The sequence below is a fragment of the Sphingomonas sp. GM_Shp_1 genome (assembly GCF_026540895.1).
GTDB lineage: Bacteria > Pseudomonadota > Alphaproteobacteria > Sphingomonadales > Sphingomonadaceae > Sphingomonas.
Window position 1 is genome coordinate 42,307 of record NZ_JALNUR010000018.1, and the last position, 14,895, is coordinate 57,201.

Consider the following 14,895-nt stretch of genomic DNA (forward strand, 5'->3'; position numbering starts at 1 on the left):
TCCGTCGATGTCGTCCCGGTCCGGGGCGAGGCGTCACTCACGGAAAGGCCGCTCGGTCGAGATCCGATAGCGTCAGCTTGGCCTGGGCGATGGTGGCGGCCGTGTTGGCGATCGCGGTCAGCGAGCCCTCCAGCACGATCCCGCTCTCGGCGAGGATGGGCGTCAGGCGACCCAGCGTCTTGCCCAGTTCGGCGTCATAGGCGGCCAGCCGCTCCGGCTGGGACCGGCTGACATCGAATTGCGAGGCGAAGATATAGGGCATCTTGCCGCCCAGCTGCCGCAGCTTCGACATGTAGAGCAGGTTGATGAAAGGCGAGCCGTCCTTGCGGAAATTGACCAGCATGGTGCGGACGTTCACCTGGCGATCATTGGCCAGGAATTCGCGAATGCGATCGCGCGCTTCGATATTGTCGGCGTCCCGTTGAAGCATACGGCAATTGCGGCCGATCATGTCTTCGCTGGTATAGCCGGTCAGTTCGCGGAAACCGTGATTGATGAAGATGAGCGGATTGTCGTCCGATGCATCGGCCAAGGCCAGGGCGATCGGCGACTGGTCCAAATAGCTGGCCAGATGGGTCGGAATATCGATATCGTTCACGCAAACTGGCTCCCTGACGCGCATTCGCATGGCGTCTATCCCTCCGCAAGTGCCGAGACGAACGGCCGCCCCCGAAAAATTCACCTGGATAAACCCGGGAAAGGCCGCGCACGTTCCGGCGCGGTCGCCACCGGGGCCGCGTCGTCAGGGTGCGGTCGCCACGGGGCGAGGCCCCAGCCACGCCTGGCGGAAGCGCGTCTGTTCGGGCGTCGGCGTCCGTCCGATCCGCTCGTCGGGCACGATCTCCATATTGGGATCGGCGATCAGGGTCATGGTCGCCCGCCGCTCGCCCCCCCGCTGGCGATAGACGATGGGCAGGCGGTCGCCCGGCTTGTGCGCGGCGAGCAACGCGCTCCACGCCGCCGCATCCGCGACCGGGCGGCCATCGACGCTGACGATCTCGTCACCCTTGTCCAGCCCGGCTTCATAGAGCGGCGTGCCCGGCGCGGTCGATGCGCCGATCGTCAGGCCGCCATCGCCCTTCACCGGCGTTGCGCCCGCCCAGGCGGTGTCGGGATGCTGGGGACGCAGGGTCAGACCGGCCTGGGCCAGCAGCGGCGCGAAATCGGGAAGCGCGCTGCCCGTCACGCTGCGCGCGAAGAAGCGGTCGGCAAAGCCCTGATCCCCGGTCACCTGCGCCAGCGCGACGCGGAGGTCGTCGGGGCGATAGCTGCGCTCAGGCTTGCCGTGGGTGCGCCAGAGTTGGCGCATATAATCGTCCAGCGTCAGCGTCGGAAAAGCCTGTCGCAACTCCAGGTCGAGCGCCAGCGCCAGCACCGCGCCATAGGCATAATAGGATTTGAAGATATTGGGATTGGTCGGGTCGATCGACTGCGCCGCATCGACGAAGGGTGCGCGCAGGCTCATCTCCTGCGGCCCGCCGTAACGGCGCGCTGGCGTGATCAGCAGCGCGTTCAGCGTGGCGGAGAGCTGGGCGATATAGTCGTCCAGCGGCATCTGTTCGGCGCGGACCACCGCCAGCGGGCCGTAATATTGGGTGAAGCCCTCGGCCAGCCATAGCGACGGCGTGGCATTGGCGCGGGTGAAGTCGAACGGCTCCAGTTCCGCCGGACGGATGCGCTCGACATTCCAGGCGTGGAAGAATTCGTGGCTCAGCGTCTGGATCTGCGCGAATTTCGCCGCCGCCAGCGATTGCGGCATGCTGATCACCGTCGAGTTGCGATGCTCCATCCCGTCGCCGCTGATCTGCGGCATGTAATCGGCCAGGAAGGTGTAGGTGCCATAATCATAGGGTGGTGCCTCGCCGAAGATCGCGATCTGCTGCGCCACGACCTTCTTCGCCATCGCGGCGAACCGGTCGAGATCGGCGGGGCTGCCGTCATGATGCGCGGTCAGGCGGATGGTATAGCGCTTGGCGCCGTCGCCCACCGTCCAGCTCCGCATGTCCCAGGCCGACAGCTCGACCGGGCTGTCCATGAAATATTGTAGGTCGCGTGCGGTGAAGACGGTGGGGTCGCCGGTCGGCGCAAGCTGCGTCGCGATCTTCCATCCGGCAAGCGGGTGGAAGCGGACGCGGACCGGCCGGTCGTCCTGCCCTGCGGCCCACATGAAGGTCGCCGGGATGTTCAGATGCGCATGGGTCGGGTCGATCTGCGCATAGGTGCCGTCGCCGCGATCGCCGAACAGCGTGTAGCGGACCGTGACCGTGCCGTCGTGGGCGGGAACCGTCCAGCCATAGGGATCGGTCCGCGAAATGGTCAGCGAGCGTCCGGCCCCGTCGACGGCGGACACCGAATAGACGTTCTTGGCGAACTCGTGCAGCGCGTAGCGACCGGGCGAGGAGCGGGCCATCTGGAAGCGGACGGGCTGGCGGTCCAGCCCGCGATAGGTCACGCTGACCTGCGCTTCATGATGGTCGGGATGCGGAAAGGCGATGTCATATTCTACGGTCGATGGCGCGGAAGCCTGGGCGGAGGGGCGGGCCTGCTGCGCCGAGACCGGGGACAGCGCCGTGCTCGCCAGCGCCCATGCCGCCGTCATCGCCCATATCCGCATGCCCGAACCCCTTCACTCGATTGAGGTACGGACTTAAGCGCGGAGCAATGACGGGGTCCACCGCTTTGTGCGCGCGGCCGGGCTCTATTTCGGGGCAGCGGCGAATCGCCGGACGACAACGCCGTCCCTCTCGTCGAGTGGCGTCTTATCCAGATGATATGTCAGGAAAATCTGGAGGCGCGACCGGGAATCGAACCCGGGTGCAAGGATTTGCAGTCCTCTGCGTCACCACTCCGCCATCGCGCCTCGATGCGTGGGAGGCGGGCATGTGTGCGGTTTTTTGCGCGGCGTCAACAGGCAGGATGCGATTGCGCGGCAAAAACTCGCTCCCGGTCTTTCCGGCCTGAGGATCGCTACAAGCGATTATGCCGCCGGATGCCGCAATATGGCCAAATCCTTGTGCTGGGGTATCCAGTCCGCTTGGCGGAAAAGCCCTTGCGCGATAGAAGCGGCGGGAACCAATTTAGTGTATTGCACAACTAAAACGGCTGTGCGACAGGGATGGGCCATGATGACGACCAGCAACGACTCCTCGAATTTCGACGCGATGCGCCACGCCATGGTGGTGAGCCAGCTGCGCACCACGGCGGTCAGCGACCAGCGGGTCGTGGCCGCGATGGCGCGGGTGCCGCGCGAGGTCTTCACGCCCGAGGCGCTGCGGGCGGTGGCCTATCGCGACGGGACGCTGGACCTGGGCCATGGCCGGGCGATCAACCTGCCGATGGCGACGGGCCGTCTGCTGACCGAGGCCTATCTGGAGGCGGGCGACCGCGTGCTGCTGATCGGCGCGGCGACCGGCTATACCGCCGCGCTGCTGGCCGAGATCGTCGCCGGTGTCGTCGCGGTCGAGGAGCAGCCCGAGCTGGTCGCCGCCGCGCGCACCGCGCTGGCGGGTGAGCCGAAGGTCGAGATCGTCGAGGCGCCGCTGAAGGCGGGCAACCCCGCCGCGGCGCCCTATGACGTTCTGGTGATCGACGGCGCGGTGGAGGAACTGCCCGCCGCTCTGATCGAGCAGGTCAAGGTCGGCGGCCGCATCGTCACCGGCCTGGTCGAGAACGGCGTCACCCGGCTGGCCAGCGGTCGGCGGACCGAGGGCGGCCACGGCGTCCGCGCCTTTGCCGATGCCGAATGCACCGTCCTGCCGGGCTTTGCCCGTCCTCGCGCCTTCCAATTCTGAGGGACCATGCGCCTGCACCTGACTTCCCGACTGACCTCCCGTATTCTTATCGGCTCGACCCTGTTGATGGGCGGGGCGGCCTCGGCCGAGACGTTGCGGGAAGCCATGGTGCGCGCCTATCAGAGCAACCCGACGATCACCGGCCAGCGCGCCGCCCAGCGCGCCACCGATGAGAATGTGCCGATCGCACGGTCGAACGGCCTGCCGTCGCTGCAAAGCTCGGCGCAGCTGACCGACAATATCGTCGTCGCCAACAACAACTTCCTCAATCCCGAGCGGGTCGGTACCGGAGCGGTGCAGCTTTCGGTGCCGCTCTATCAGGGCGGGGCGGTCAAGAACGCGGTGCGCGCGGCCGAGACGCGGGTCGATGCGGGCCGCGCCCAGCTGCGCGGGGTGGAGGCGAACCTGTTCACCAATGTCGTGGCGGCGTATATGAACGTCATCCGCGACGAGGCGATCGTCAATCTCAATACCCGCAACGTCAATGTGCTGGAGACGAACCTGCGCGCCTCGCGCGACCGGTTCCAGGTCGGCGACCTGACCCGTACCGACGTGGCGCAATCCGAGGCGCGCCTGGCCCAGGCCCGCGCGCAGCTTCAGTCGGCCCAGGCCAATCTGATCTCCAGCCGCGAGAATTACGTCGCGGTGGTGGGTGTCGCCCCGGTCGGGCTGGAACAGCCGCCCGCTTTGCCCGCGCTGCCCGCATCGCCGAACCAGGCGGTGGCGGTGGCGCTGGATCAGAACCCCCAGTTGATCGCCGCGCGTCGGTCGGCGGATGCGACCCGCTATGACATCAACGTCGCGCGCGCCAACCGGCTGCCGCGCATCGCGGCGGTGTCGAGCGGCAATTATTTCAACTATCTAGGGTCGCTGAACGTCCCCGGCGTGCCGGTATCGGGCGTGAATGCGACCATCGGTGCGCAATTGACCATGCCGCTGTTCCAGGGCGGTCGCCCGGCGGCGCAGGTCCGCCAGGCCGAGGCGTTGCGCGGACAGGCGCTGGAGAACGCGACCGGGACCGAGCGTCAGGTGGTGGCGCAGGTCCGCTCCGCCTATGCCGTGTGGCAATCCTCGCAGGAGGTGATCCAGTCCGCCGAATCGGCGGTGCGCGCCAACTCGCTGTCGCTGGAGGGCGTGCGGGCCGAGAATAGCGTCGGCACCCGCACCGTGCTCGACATTCTGAACGCCGAACAGGAATTGCTGAACAGCCAGGTGACGCTGGTGACCGCGCGCCGCGATGCCTATGTCGCGGGCTTCGCGCTGATCGCCGCGATGGGCAATGCGGAGGCGCGCGACCTGGGGCTGGACGGCGGTGCCCTCTACGATCCGGTCGTCAATTACCAGCGGGTTCGCAACAAGATCAACGACTGGGGCGGCGATGGCGAGCCTGCGCCAGTGGCCAGCACCACCGCCGGAACCCCGGCCCAGACGGCGGCGATCACCCGCCCGCTCGATGCCGATGTGAATGCCCCTGTTGACAGAAGCCCCGCATTAACCACAGGTGCATCGGCACCGAGCCGGCAATAACGCCGGGCAGGGGGCCTTGGGGGGCTTCAATGGGGATTGCGGTCATGGGTGAGATCAGCGCCGAGCCGTCGATGGAGGAAATCCTTTCCTCGATCAAAAGGATCATCGCCGAAGAGGGAGAGGTGCCCGCGCGTCAGCGTCGCCAGCCGCGCCCCGTACCTTCGCCGGTCGATGAGGATGATTCGCCCGAGGTTCTGGAATTGAGCGACCCCATGCCCCTGCGCATGAAGGTCGAGGCCGCCGCCGCCCGCGCCGCCGAATCGGCGCTGCGCCCGGCAGTAGAGGCCGCGATGGCCCAGGCGTCCGAACCGGTCGCCCAAGCCCCCGCGCCATCCGCTCCGGCCCAGTCTGCCCCCGCCTCGTCAGCAAAGGTCGAGACGCAGCCCGTCGATGACGGTGAAGAGGCGATCGTCAGCCCCCGTGCGGCCGAGGCCAGCCGCGGTTCCCTGGAGGCGCTCAGCCGCATGATGGTCAAGCCCGAACCGAGCAGCGACGGAACCCTGGAAGGGTTGGTTCGCGACATGCTCCGCCCCATGCTGCGCGAATGGCTGGACACCCATCTGCCGGGGATGGTCGAGGCGATGGTCGCCCGCGAAATCGCCCGGATCACGCGCGAGGGGCGCTAAGCCTTTCGCGACCGGCGAGGGGCGCGGTTTCGGGATATTGATCGCCGTCGGAGCGGAACCGCGCGCGTTCCGCTGGGTTCGGTGGTCATGACCCTCACGCCCGAAACGCCCGATGCCGAGAAGTCGACGCGTTCCGCCGTGTCGTCGCCCCCCATATCCGATTCGAAGCAGCCGCATTCGGGCCAGTCGGACATCTTCTTTGCGGCCGTGAAGACCACGCGGATGCCGATGATCGTTACCGATCCCCGGCAACCCGACAATCCCATCGTCTTCTGCAATGAAGCCTTCAGCTTCATGACCGGCTATTCCGAGGACGAGATCCTCGGCACCAATTGCCGGTTCCTGCAAGGGCCGGAGACCGACCGCGACGTGGTGGCGCAAATCCGCGCCGCCGTCGAACGGCGCGACGAGATCGCGGTCGAACTGCTCAACTACCGCAAGAACGGCTCGACCTTCTGGAACGCGCTGTTCGTCTCGCCGGTCTATGACGATGCGGGCGAACTGGTCTATTTCTTCAGCAGCCAGCTGGACATTTCGCGCCGCCGCGAGGCGGAGGATGCGCTGCACGAGGCGCAGAAGATGGAAGCGGTGGGCAAGCTGACCGGCGGCATCGCGCACGACTTCAACAATCTGCTCCAGGTCATCATCGGCTATTCCGACATATTGGAGGCGCGGGTCGGAGAGGCGGATCGCAGCGGTCGTCGCGCGGTCGAAGCGATCGCTGCCGCCGCCGCGCGCGGCGCGACCCTGACCCAGCAACTGCTCGCCTTCGCACGCAAGCAGGAGCTTCGCGACCGGCTGCTCAACTTCAACCAGCTGATCGAGGATTTCCGGCCGATCCTGAACCGTACGGCGGGGGACGGGGTGGTGCTGCGCCAGCGGCTGGAGGAAAATCTCTGGAACTGCCGGATTGACCCGGTCCAGGCGGAGATGGCGCTGCTCAACATCGTCACCAACGCCCGCGAAGCCATCGCCCGTACCGATCATCGGGGTGAGATCACCATCACCACCCGCAACATGATCCAGTCCGCCGACCAGCCCGAAGGTCCGGCCAATCTGGATGCGGGCGAGTATGTCGTGGTGGGTATCGCCGATGACGGGCCGGGTATCGATGCGCAGATCGCGGACAAGGTCTTCGACCCCTTCTTCACGACCAAGGAAATGGGGAAGGGCGCGGGGCTCGGCCTGGCGATGGTTTATGGCTTCATGCGTCAGTCTGGCGGGCTGGCGGCGGTCGAGCCGAGCGAGGCGGGAGGCACGGCGTTGTCGCTCTATTTCCCGCGCGCGGCAGCGGGAGCATCCGAACGCCGCCCCGCCCCGGTACAGCCCGCCCGCAGCGGCGGGGCCGAACGCGTGCTAATGGTCGAGGATCAGGACGATGTCGGCGATCTGGGCAAATCGATGCTCGAAGATCTGGGCTATGACGTGGTCCTGACTCGCAGCGCGCGCGAGGCGTTGGACCATCTGTCGCGGGACAGCGACTTCCAGCTCCTGTTCACCGATATCCTGATGCCCGGCGGCATGAACGGCGTGGCGCTGGCGCAGGCGGTGCGGCGCGATTATCCGCGCCTGGGCGTCCTGCTGACCACCGGTTACGCCGACGAGGCGATCGATGAGGGCGCGCGGTCCTACGAACTGATCCGCAAGCCCTATCGCCGGGCCGAACTGAACGAACGGATCCGCGCGGTGCTCGACCGGCCGGGCGCTCGTACCTGATAGCATCTGGCGCAAGCGGGCGCGGCTGATTAAGGCAGCGGCATGACTGAGCTGCCCAAGACGTTCGACCCCGCCGCAATCGAAGCCCGCTGGTATGGCCATTGGGAGGAAAAGGGCCTGTTCCGCCCCGACCGCCCCAATGCCGAGCCCTGGACGATCGTCAACCCGCCGCCCAACGTCACCGGCAACCTGCATATCGGCCATGCGCTGGACAACACGTTGCAGGACATTCTCGTCCGCCATGCCCGGTTGAAGGGCAAGGATGCGCTGTGGGTGGTCGGCACCGACCATGCAGGGATAGCGACCCAGATGGTGGTCGAGCGCCAGATGAACGCGCTTGGGCAAAAGCGCACCGACTTCACCCGCGAACAGTTCCTCGAAAAGGTCTGGACGTGGAAGGCGGAGAGCGGCGGCCAGATCACCGGCCAGTTGCGTCGCCTGGGCTGCTCGATGGACTGGGCCAATGAGCGGTTCACCATGGACGAGGGCTTCAGCAAGGCGGTGCTGAAGGTATTTGTCGACTTGCACGCCCAAGGCCTGCTCTACCGCGACAAAAGGCTGGTCAACTGGGACTCGGGGCTCGGCACCGCGATCAGCGACCTGGAGGTCGAGACACGCGAGGTGAAGGGCAGCTTCTGGCGCCTGCGCTATCCGCTGGCCGACGGATCGGGCTTTATCGAGGTCGCGACGACGCGCCCTGAGACGATGCTGGCCGATATGGCGGTCGCGGTCCACCCGGATGACGCGCGCTATACCGCGCTGATCGGCAAGCAGGTTCGCCTGCCGATCACTGGCCGCCTGATCCCGATCGTCGCCGACGAACATGCCGACCCCGAACTGGGATCGGGCGCGGTCAAGATCACGCCCGGCCATGACTTCAACGATTTCGAGGTCGGCCGCCGCGCCGGGATCGAAGCGCGCGACATGCTCAACATGCTCGATGCCAAGGCGTGCATCGTCCAGACCGCCGATGGTCTGATCCCCGACGCGTTCCTCGGCCTGTCGACGGCCGACGCGCGCAAGGCGGTCGTCGCGCGGCTGAAGGAGGAGGGCGTGCTCATCCCGCACATCGACAAGGAGGGCGAAGAGCACGACGCCGAGCCGCGCACGATCCAGACTCCGTTCGGGGACCGTTCGGGCGTGGTGATCGAGCCGTGGCTGACCGACCAATGGTATGTCGACGCCAAGACGCTGGCCCAGCCCGCGATCGAGGCGGTGCGCTCGGGCAAGATCAAGATCGTGCCGCAGGCGTGGGAGAAGACCTTCTTCAACTGGATGGAGAATATCCAGCCCTGGTGCGTCAGCCGCCAGCTTTGGTGGGGGCACCAGATTCCGGCCTGGTTCGCCGAGGATGGCCGCGTGTTCGTCGCCGAGAGCGAGGAAGAGGCGCAGGGACAAGCGGGCGAGGGCGTGGTCCTGACCCGCGACCCGGACGTGCTCGACACCTGGTTTTCTTCCGCGCTCTGGCCTTTCGCGACGCTCGGCTGGCCCGACAACAGCGACAAGACGCTGGAGGGCCGTTACCCGAATGACGTGCTGATCTCCGGCTTCGACATCCTGTTCTTCTGGGATGCGCGGATGATGATGCAAGGGTTGCACTTCATGGAAGATGTGCCCTTCAAGACGCTGTATCTGCACGGTCTTGTCCGCGCTGCCGACGGCTCGAAAATGTCGAAGTCGAAGGGCAACACGGTCGATCCGCTGGGCCTGATCGACCAGTACGGCGCCGACGCGCTGCGCTTCTTCATGGCGGCGATGGAGAGCCAGGGCCGCGACATCAAGATGGATGAACGCCGTGTCGAGGGCTATCGCAACTTCGCGACCAAGCTGTGGAACGCCGCGCGTTTCGCCCAGGCGAACGGCATCGGCGCGTCGACCACGCTGGAGGCGCCCAACGCGACGCTGGCCGTCAACAAGTGGATCATCGCCGAGACGGTAAAGACGGTGCAGGCGGTCGACCTGGCGCTGGCTGACTACCGCTTCGACGGCGCGGCAAACGCGATCTATCAGTTCGTCTGGAGCCGCTTCTGCGACTGGTATCTCGAACTGATCAAGCCGGTCCTGCAAGGCGGCGAAGAGGGCGGCGACGAGACCCGCGCGGTCGTGGGCTGGGTGCTCGACCAGATTCTGGTCCTGCTCCACCCGTTCATGCCCTTCATCACCGAGGAACTGTGGCACGCGATGGGCGCGCGCGATCATGACCTGATCGTGGCGCACTGGCCGATGGCCGACGCCCGCGCGCTCGATCCGGAAGCGGAGCGCGAGATCGACTGGCTGATCCGTCTGGTCAGCGAAATTCGTGCCGCGCGGACCGAGCTGAACGTACCGCCGGGCGCGCGCCTGCCGATGCACGTCCGCGATGCCCATGCCGATACGCAGGCGCGACTGGTCCGCCAGGCCTCTGCACTGGCGCGGCTCGCCCGTGTCGAGGCGGCCGAGGGCGAAGTTTCGGGCGGCGCGGCGCAGGTGGTGGTGGACGAGGCGACCTTCGTCCTGCCGCTGGAGGGCGTGATCGACCTCGACGCCGAACGCCAGCGCCTGACCAAGGCGATCGCGACGGTGGAAAAGGAACGCGACGCGCTGGGCGGGCGGCTGGGCAATGCCAGCTTCGTCGAACGCGCCAAGCCGGAAGCGGTCGAGAAGGCGCGGGCGGACCACGCCGACAAGATGGCTGAAGCGGCGCGGTTGCACGCCGCACTCGGGCGGCTTGGCTGACGCTTAATCCTCCCCATCGTCAGATGGGGAGGGGGACCGCGCCCGTAGGGCGTGGTGGAGGGGCAAGGGGCAAAGCCCCTCCACCATCGCTTCGCGATGGTCCCCCTCCCCAAGCTATGCTTGGGGATGACTGGGTTAGGCCTGTTCCCCCAACCGCCGCAGCCGCCGGATCCTCGGCTCGCGCTGCAACTGCGCCTCGCGCCGGATCACCTGACGCAGTTCATCCCGCTTTTCGTGGATCGACGCGATCACCGGTCCCATCGCGACGCCCAGATCGACCAGCACCGCCTCCGACAATTGCAGCGAGCTTTCCAGCGTCTCGGGCACCGCCTCGCTGACGCCCGCGCGGTATAGTTCGGTTGCATGCGCCATGTCCCTTGCACGCGCGATGATCGGCAGGTCCGGCGCGGCGTCGCGGATGCGCCGTGCCAGCCTCACGGTCAGCACCGGATCGTCCATCGTCAGGATCAGCGCGCGCGCGGCGGGGAGGTTCAGCCGGTCGACCAGTTCCGCGCGCGAGACATCGCCGAACAGCACCGGATAGCCTGCCCGCCGCGCCTCGCTGACCGAATCGATGTCCGCCTCGACCGCGACATAGGCCTGGCCATGGACGGTGAGCATGTCGGCGATCATCTTGCCGACCCGGCCGAAGCCGATGATGACGGTGCGCCCGCCATCCGCCTCCGGCTCGGGCGCGGGCGGACCGTCGGTGCTCCGCGCCTCGATCCGGCGGGAGATGACTCGACCCGCCTTGGCGAGGAGTGGCGTAATGGTCAGGCCGATGGCGGTCACGGTCTGCCAGAAACTGGCGGTCGAGGGCAGGATCAACTGCGCCTGCGCCGCCGTGCCCAGCACGATCAGCGTGGTTTCCGACGGACTGCCCATCAACAGCCCGGTCTCCGCCGCCACCCCGCGCCGGGCATGGGCGACGCGGAGCAGCAGATAGGTGACGATCGCCTTCACCGCGACCACGCCAACCACCGCCAGCAACAGCATGTCCCAGTTCTTTGCGATCAGCCGAAGGTCCAGGCTCATCCCCACTGTGATCAGGAACACGCCGAGCGCCAGCCCCTTGAAGGGCGCGGTCATCACCTCGACCTCCGAGTGATATTCGGTCTCGGCGATCAGCAGTCCGGCGAGCAGCGCCCCGACGATCGGCGAGAGGCCCGCCGCCGTGGTCGCCACGCTGGCGACGATGACGACCAGCAGCGAGGCGGCGAGGAACAATTCGGGGCTCTTGGTGCGCGCCGCCTGGGCGAACAGGCGGGGAAGGACGATCCTGCCGCCCAGATACATGGCGACCACCGTCAGGCCGCCGCGCAAGGCGACGCCCGCGATGCCGACCCAGCCCTCATCGGTCGCGGTCGGCGCCATCGCCCCTAGCGCGAAGATGATCGGGACCAGCGCCAGATCCTCGAACAACAGCATCGCAAAGGCGCCCCGCCCGACCGGGCTGGTCGTCCCGACGAGTGGCAGCACCAGCGCGGTCGACGACAAGGTCAATGCCAGCCCCAGCCCGATCGCCCCGGCCCAACTCTGTCCGATCAGATGCAGCGCGATGCCGATCAATGCTGCCGAGCCGAGCAACTCCGCCGCGCCGGTCCCGAACACCAGCCGCCGCATTGCCCAAAGCCTGCGAAAAGACAGCTCCAGGCCTATGGAAAACAACAATAATATGATGCCGAACTCGGCAAAGGGTTCGATCGACTCGGGGTTGGAGATGGTCAGATAGTAAAGCCATGGCGCATGCGGGACGAGCGAACCCAGCCCCGCCGGGCCGACCAGCAATCCGACCAGAATGAACCCGATGACCGGGCTGACCCGAAAGCGGGCAAAGGCCGGAATGACGATCCCCGCAGAACCGAGGATGACCAGCGCATCGGAGAAGCCTTGATTGTCGAGCCGTAATGCCATGGCGACACACTAACCCGGCTTGGACGCGCTTGTCAGGTCGTTAATGGCGCGTAACGGGGATGGGACGATCGGTCCACTGACGGTGCGACCGATGCGGGGCTAGGGGGCGGCGATGATCGATTATCGCCTCTCGCTGTTCGGGCCTTTGCTGTCGCTGCTGTTGCTGGCGGGGTGCGGGGACGATGGCCGGGCGGAGCGGTTGAAGAAGGCGGGGCCCCATCCGTCGCTGGAGACGCTGATGCGCGTCGCGGATGCCGATGCGGGGGCGCGGACCTTCGGGCAATGCCTGGCCTGCCACACGATCGGCAAGGGCGAACTGGATCGCGCCGGGCCGAACCTGCACGCCATCATGGGCAAGCCGGTGGCGGGAGGCAGCGACCGCTTCGGCTATACCGCCGCGTTGATGCGGATCGGCGGCCATTGGGACCGGGCGACGATGGATCGCTGGCTGGCCTCGCCGCAGCGCTTCGCACCGGGCACGAGGATGACCTTCGCGGGATTGCCCGACCCGCTCGCACGGGCCGATGTGATCGCCTATCTGGAGCATGAGGGCGGCTCCAGATAGGCGTGAAAGTCAGCGGTGAACGTCGATCGCCGTTAGAAGGTCGCCACCATATTGGCTGGCCGCTGTCCATCGCCGTGCAGCAATATGGGGACCGCTGTCGCGGGCGGGGTCATATAGAGCGGTTTGCGCGCCTCGACGAAGCGCTCCTTGGCGTAGGGGCGGATACAGACTTTGTCCCCCTGATTGCCGCCGAGTATATGATAGCGGCTTTCGTCCTCACCGACATAGAGCCCGACATGGCCGCCGCCGTTGCGCGTGAAGGTAACGATATCGCCAAGGTCGGGCTGACCGCTGGGTTCTCCAAATTTGCGCCAGTTAAGTGCCCATAGAGGATTGGCGGGCGGCGTCTTACCCGCGCGGCGCGCCACGAGCGCCATGGTCAGGCCGCACCAGGGGATGGAGTCCGCGTTATAGAATTCGGCGACGTCGCCACCGACCTCCTGAGCCCATGCCAGAATTTCGGGGTTATTCTTGCCGCCGGGCTTCTCTTCGACGCCCCAGATTTTCAGCGCTTCCGACACCATGCGCGGCAGTGTGCCGATGGTTGTCAGCCAACTGTAATTTCCCAGATCCATTCGATGTCTCCCGATCGAGCGATACGCAAAAAGACCCGGGAGGCATGCCCCCCGGGTCCAGATTGCGCGGTTCGCGATCGGTCGCCTATCGGTGACCGGACCGAAACGGAGTTTACTGCCAGTCGGCCATCGCGGTTTCGAGGTTGACGCGGATCGCCTCGAAGAACTGCTCGGTGGTCATCCAGGGCTGGTCCGGGCCGATCAGGATGGCGAGGTCCTTGGTCATCTGGCCATTCTCGACGGTCTGGACGCAGACCTTTTCCAGCGTCTCGGCGAAGCGCACCACGTCCGGCGTGTTGTCGAACTTGCCGCGATACTTGAGGCCGCCGGTCCAGGCGAAGATCGACGCGATGGGGTTGGTCGAGGTCGCCTTGCCCTGCTGGTGCTGGCGATAGTGACGGGTCACGGTGCCGTGCGCCGCTTCTGCCTCGATCGTCTTGCCGTCCGGGGTCATCAGGACCGAGGTCATCAGGCCCAGCGAGCCGAAGCCCTGCGCGACCGTGTCCGACTGCACGTCGCCGTCGTAATTCTTACAAGCCCAGACGAATTCGCCGTGCCACTTGAGGGCCGAGGCAACCATGTCGTCGATCAGGCGATGCTGATACTCGATGCCCGCCGCCTTGAACTGCTCGGCGAACTCGGTGTCGAACACTTCCTGGAAGATGTCCTTGAAGCGGCCGTCATAGGCCTTGAGGATGGTGTTCTTGGTCGACAGATAGACCGGCCAGCCACGATTCAGGCCATAGTTCATCGAGGCGCGCGCGAAGTCGCGGATCGAATCGTCGAGATTGTACATGCCCATGGCGACGCCAGCCGCCGGGAAGTTGAACACCTCCTCCTCGATCGACTCGCCATTCTCGCCTTCCCACTTCAGGGTCAGCTTGCCCTTGCCGGGGACCTTGAAGTCGGTCGCCTTATACTGGTCGCCGAACGCATGACGGCCGACGACGATCGGGTGGGTCCAGCCGGGGACGAGGCGGGGAACGTTCTTGATCACGATCGGCTCGCGGAACACCACGCCGCCCAGGATGTTGCGGATCGTGCCGTTGGGCGACTTCCACATCTTCTTCAGGCCGAATTCCTCGACGCGCTGCTCGTCGGGGGTGATCGTCGCGCACTTGATGGCGACGCCGTACTTCTGCGTCGCATGGGCGCTGTCGATCGTGATCTGGTCGCCGGTCGCGTCGCGATTCTGGACCGACAGGTCGAAATAGGCCAGCTCGATGTCGAGATACGGCTTGATCAGGCGTTCGCGAATCCACTCCCAGATGATCCGGGTCATTTCGTCGCCGTCGATCTCCACGACGGGCGTGTTCACCTTGATCTTCGCCATATGCGCATCCTTCAGATTGGCAGGTTTGGGCATGCGTCTAGGGGAGGGGGCGCGGCGGATCAACCACCTGTGGCGCGGGGTGGCGGAGCCGGGGTGAACCGAAATCATTGTGCGATGGCCGGTGGACAGGTAA

At 66.2% G+C, this 14,895-nt stretch carries 11 protein-coding genes and 1 tRNA gene; 6 read left to right on the top strand and 6 right to left on the bottom strand.

The window, feature by feature from the left end; genetic code table 11:
* Nucleotides 1–37: 37 nt before the first annotated feature.
* The 3 genes from OXQ33_RS10755 to OXQ33_RS10765 form a co-directional block, all read right to left on the bottom strand.
* Complete coding sequence (locus OXQ33_RS10755) at nucleotides 38–598, bottom strand: PAS domain-containing protein (RefSeq protein WP_267434686.1); 561 nt, start codon at nucleotides 596–598, stop codon at nucleotides 38–40.
* A gap of 144 nt (nucleotides 599–742) precedes the next feature.
* Nucleotides 743–2,614 (bottom strand): PDZ domain-containing protein, encoded by a 1,872-nt coding sequence (locus tag OXQ33_RS10760; protein ID WP_267434687.1) that lies wholly within the window; start codon nucleotides 2,612–2,614, stop codon nucleotides 743–745.
* A 172-nt stretch (nucleotides 2,615–2,786) separates the two neighbouring features.
* Nucleotides 2,787–2,860: transfer RNA gene (locus tag OXQ33_RS10765), tRNA-Cys, on the bottom strand.
* A 262-nt stretch (nucleotides 2,861–3,122) separates the two neighbouring features.
* On the opposite strand from OXQ33_RS10765, the gene OXQ33_RS10770 reads away from it, so the two are divergent.
* From OXQ33_RS10770 to OXQ33_RS10790, 5 genes are all read left to right on the top strand, one after another.
* Entirely contained in the window at nucleotides 3,123–3,791 is a 669-nt protein-coding gene (locus OXQ33_RS10770) for a protein-L-isoaspartate O-methyltransferase (RefSeq protein WP_267434688.1), read from the top strand.
* Nucleotides 3,792–3,857: 66 nt separating this feature from the next.
* Nucleotides 3,858–5,318 carry a TolC family outer membrane protein gene (locus tag OXQ33_RS10775; protein WP_267434712.1) on the top strand — a complete coding sequence of 487 codons (1,461 nt, stop codon included), beginning with the start codon at nucleotides 3,858–3,860 and terminating at the stop codon, nucleotides 5,316–5,318.
* Nucleotides 5,319–5,362: 44 nt separating this feature from the next.
* Nucleotides 5,363–5,944 carry a DUF2497 domain-containing protein gene (locus OXQ33_RS10780; protein WP_267434689.1) on the top strand — a complete coding sequence of 194 codons (582 nt, stop codon included), beginning with the start codon at nucleotides 5,363–5,365 and terminating at the stop codon, nucleotides 5,942–5,944.
* 87 nt (nucleotides 5,945–6,031) lie between these two features.
* Complete coding sequence (locus tag OXQ33_RS10785) at nucleotides 6,032–7,660, top strand: histidine kinase famiy protein (RefSeq protein ID WP_267434690.1); 1,629 nt, start codon at nucleotides 6,032–6,034, stop codon at nucleotides 7,658–7,660.
* 42 nt (nucleotides 7,661–7,702) lie between these two features.
* Nucleotides 7,703–10,375, top strand: a complete 2,673-nt coding sequence (locus tag OXQ33_RS10790; RefSeq protein WP_267434691.1) for a valine--tRNA ligase — start codon at nucleotides 7,703–7,705, stop codon at nucleotides 10,373–10,375.
* A 135-nt stretch (nucleotides 10,376–10,510) separates the two neighbouring features.
* Here OXQ33_RS10790 and OXQ33_RS10795 read toward each other — a convergent pair whose 3' ends face one another.
* Nucleotides 10,511–12,289 (bottom strand): cation:proton antiporter, encoded by a 1,779-nt coding sequence (locus OXQ33_RS10795; protein ID WP_267434692.1) that lies wholly within the window; start codon nucleotides 12,287–12,289, stop codon nucleotides 10,511–10,513.
* A gap of 112 nt (nucleotides 12,290–12,401) precedes the next feature.
* On the opposite strand from OXQ33_RS10795, the gene OXQ33_RS10800 reads away from it, so the two are divergent.
* Nucleotides 12,402–12,854 (top strand): cytochrome C, encoded by a 453-nt coding sequence (locus tag OXQ33_RS10800; RefSeq protein ID WP_267434693.1) that lies wholly within the window; start codon nucleotides 12,402–12,404, stop codon nucleotides 12,852–12,854.
* A 32-nt stretch (nucleotides 12,855–12,886) separates the two neighbouring features.
* Here the strand turns inward: OXQ33_RS10800 and OXQ33_RS10805 are convergent, their stop codons facing one another.
* On the bottom strand, nucleotides 12,887–13,429 hold the full coding sequence (locus OXQ33_RS10805) for a TIGR02594 family protein (protein ID WP_267434694.1): 543 nt from the start codon (nucleotides 13,427–13,429) through the stop codon (nucleotides 12,887–12,889).
* Nucleotides 13,430–13,541: 112 nt separating this feature from the next.
* Nucleotides 13,542–14,762: an NADP-dependent isocitrate dehydrogenase gene (locus tag OXQ33_RS10810; protein WP_267434696.1), complete on the bottom strand. Its 1,221-nt coding sequence runs from the start codon at nucleotides 14,760–14,762 to the stop codon at nucleotides 13,542–13,544.
* Between the last annotated feature and the right edge of the window lie 133 nt (nucleotides 14,763–14,895).

Excerpts from the sequence above, each read along its gene's own strand:
- OXQ33_RS10780 (WP_267434689.1), top strand. The coding sequence starts at position 5,363 with ATGGGTGAGATCAGCGCCGAGCCGTCGATGGAGGAAATCCTTTCCTCG.
- OXQ33_RS10785 (WP_267434690.1), top strand. The coding sequence starts at position 6,032 with ATGACCCTCACGCCCGAAACGCCCGATGCCGAGAAGTCGACGCGTTCC.
- OXQ33_RS10810 (WP_267434696.1), bottom strand. The coding sequence starts at position 14,762 with ATGGCGAAGATCAAGGTGAACACGCCCGTCGTGGAGATCGACGGCGAC.
- OXQ33_RS10805 (WP_267434694.1), bottom strand. The coding sequence starts at position 13,429 with ATGGATCTGGGAAATTACAGTTGGCTGACAACCATCGGCACACTGCCG.
- OXQ33_RS10775 (WP_267434712.1), top strand. The coding sequence starts at position 3,858 with ATGGGCGGGGCGGCCTCGGCCGAGACGTTGCGGGAAGCCATGGTGCGC.
- OXQ33_RS10770 (WP_267434688.1), top strand. The coding sequence starts at position 3,123 with ATGATGACGACCAGCAACGACTCCTCGAATTTCGACGCGATGCGCCAC.
- OXQ33_RS10795 (WP_267434692.1), bottom strand. The coding sequence starts at position 12,289 with ATGGCATTACGGCTCGACAATCAAGGCTTCTCCGATGCGCTGGTCATC.
- OXQ33_RS10800 (WP_267434693.1), top strand. The coding sequence starts at position 12,402 with ATGATCGATTATCGCCTCTCGCTGTTCGGGCCTTTGCTGTCGCTGCTG.
- OXQ33_RS10790 (WP_267434691.1), top strand. The coding sequence starts at position 7,703 with ATGACTGAGCTGCCCAAGACGTTCGACCCCGCCGCAATCGAAGCCCGC.
- OXQ33_RS10760 (WP_267434687.1), bottom strand. The coding sequence starts at position 2,614 with ATGCGGATATGGGCGATGACGGCGGCATGGGCGCTGGCGAGCACGGCG.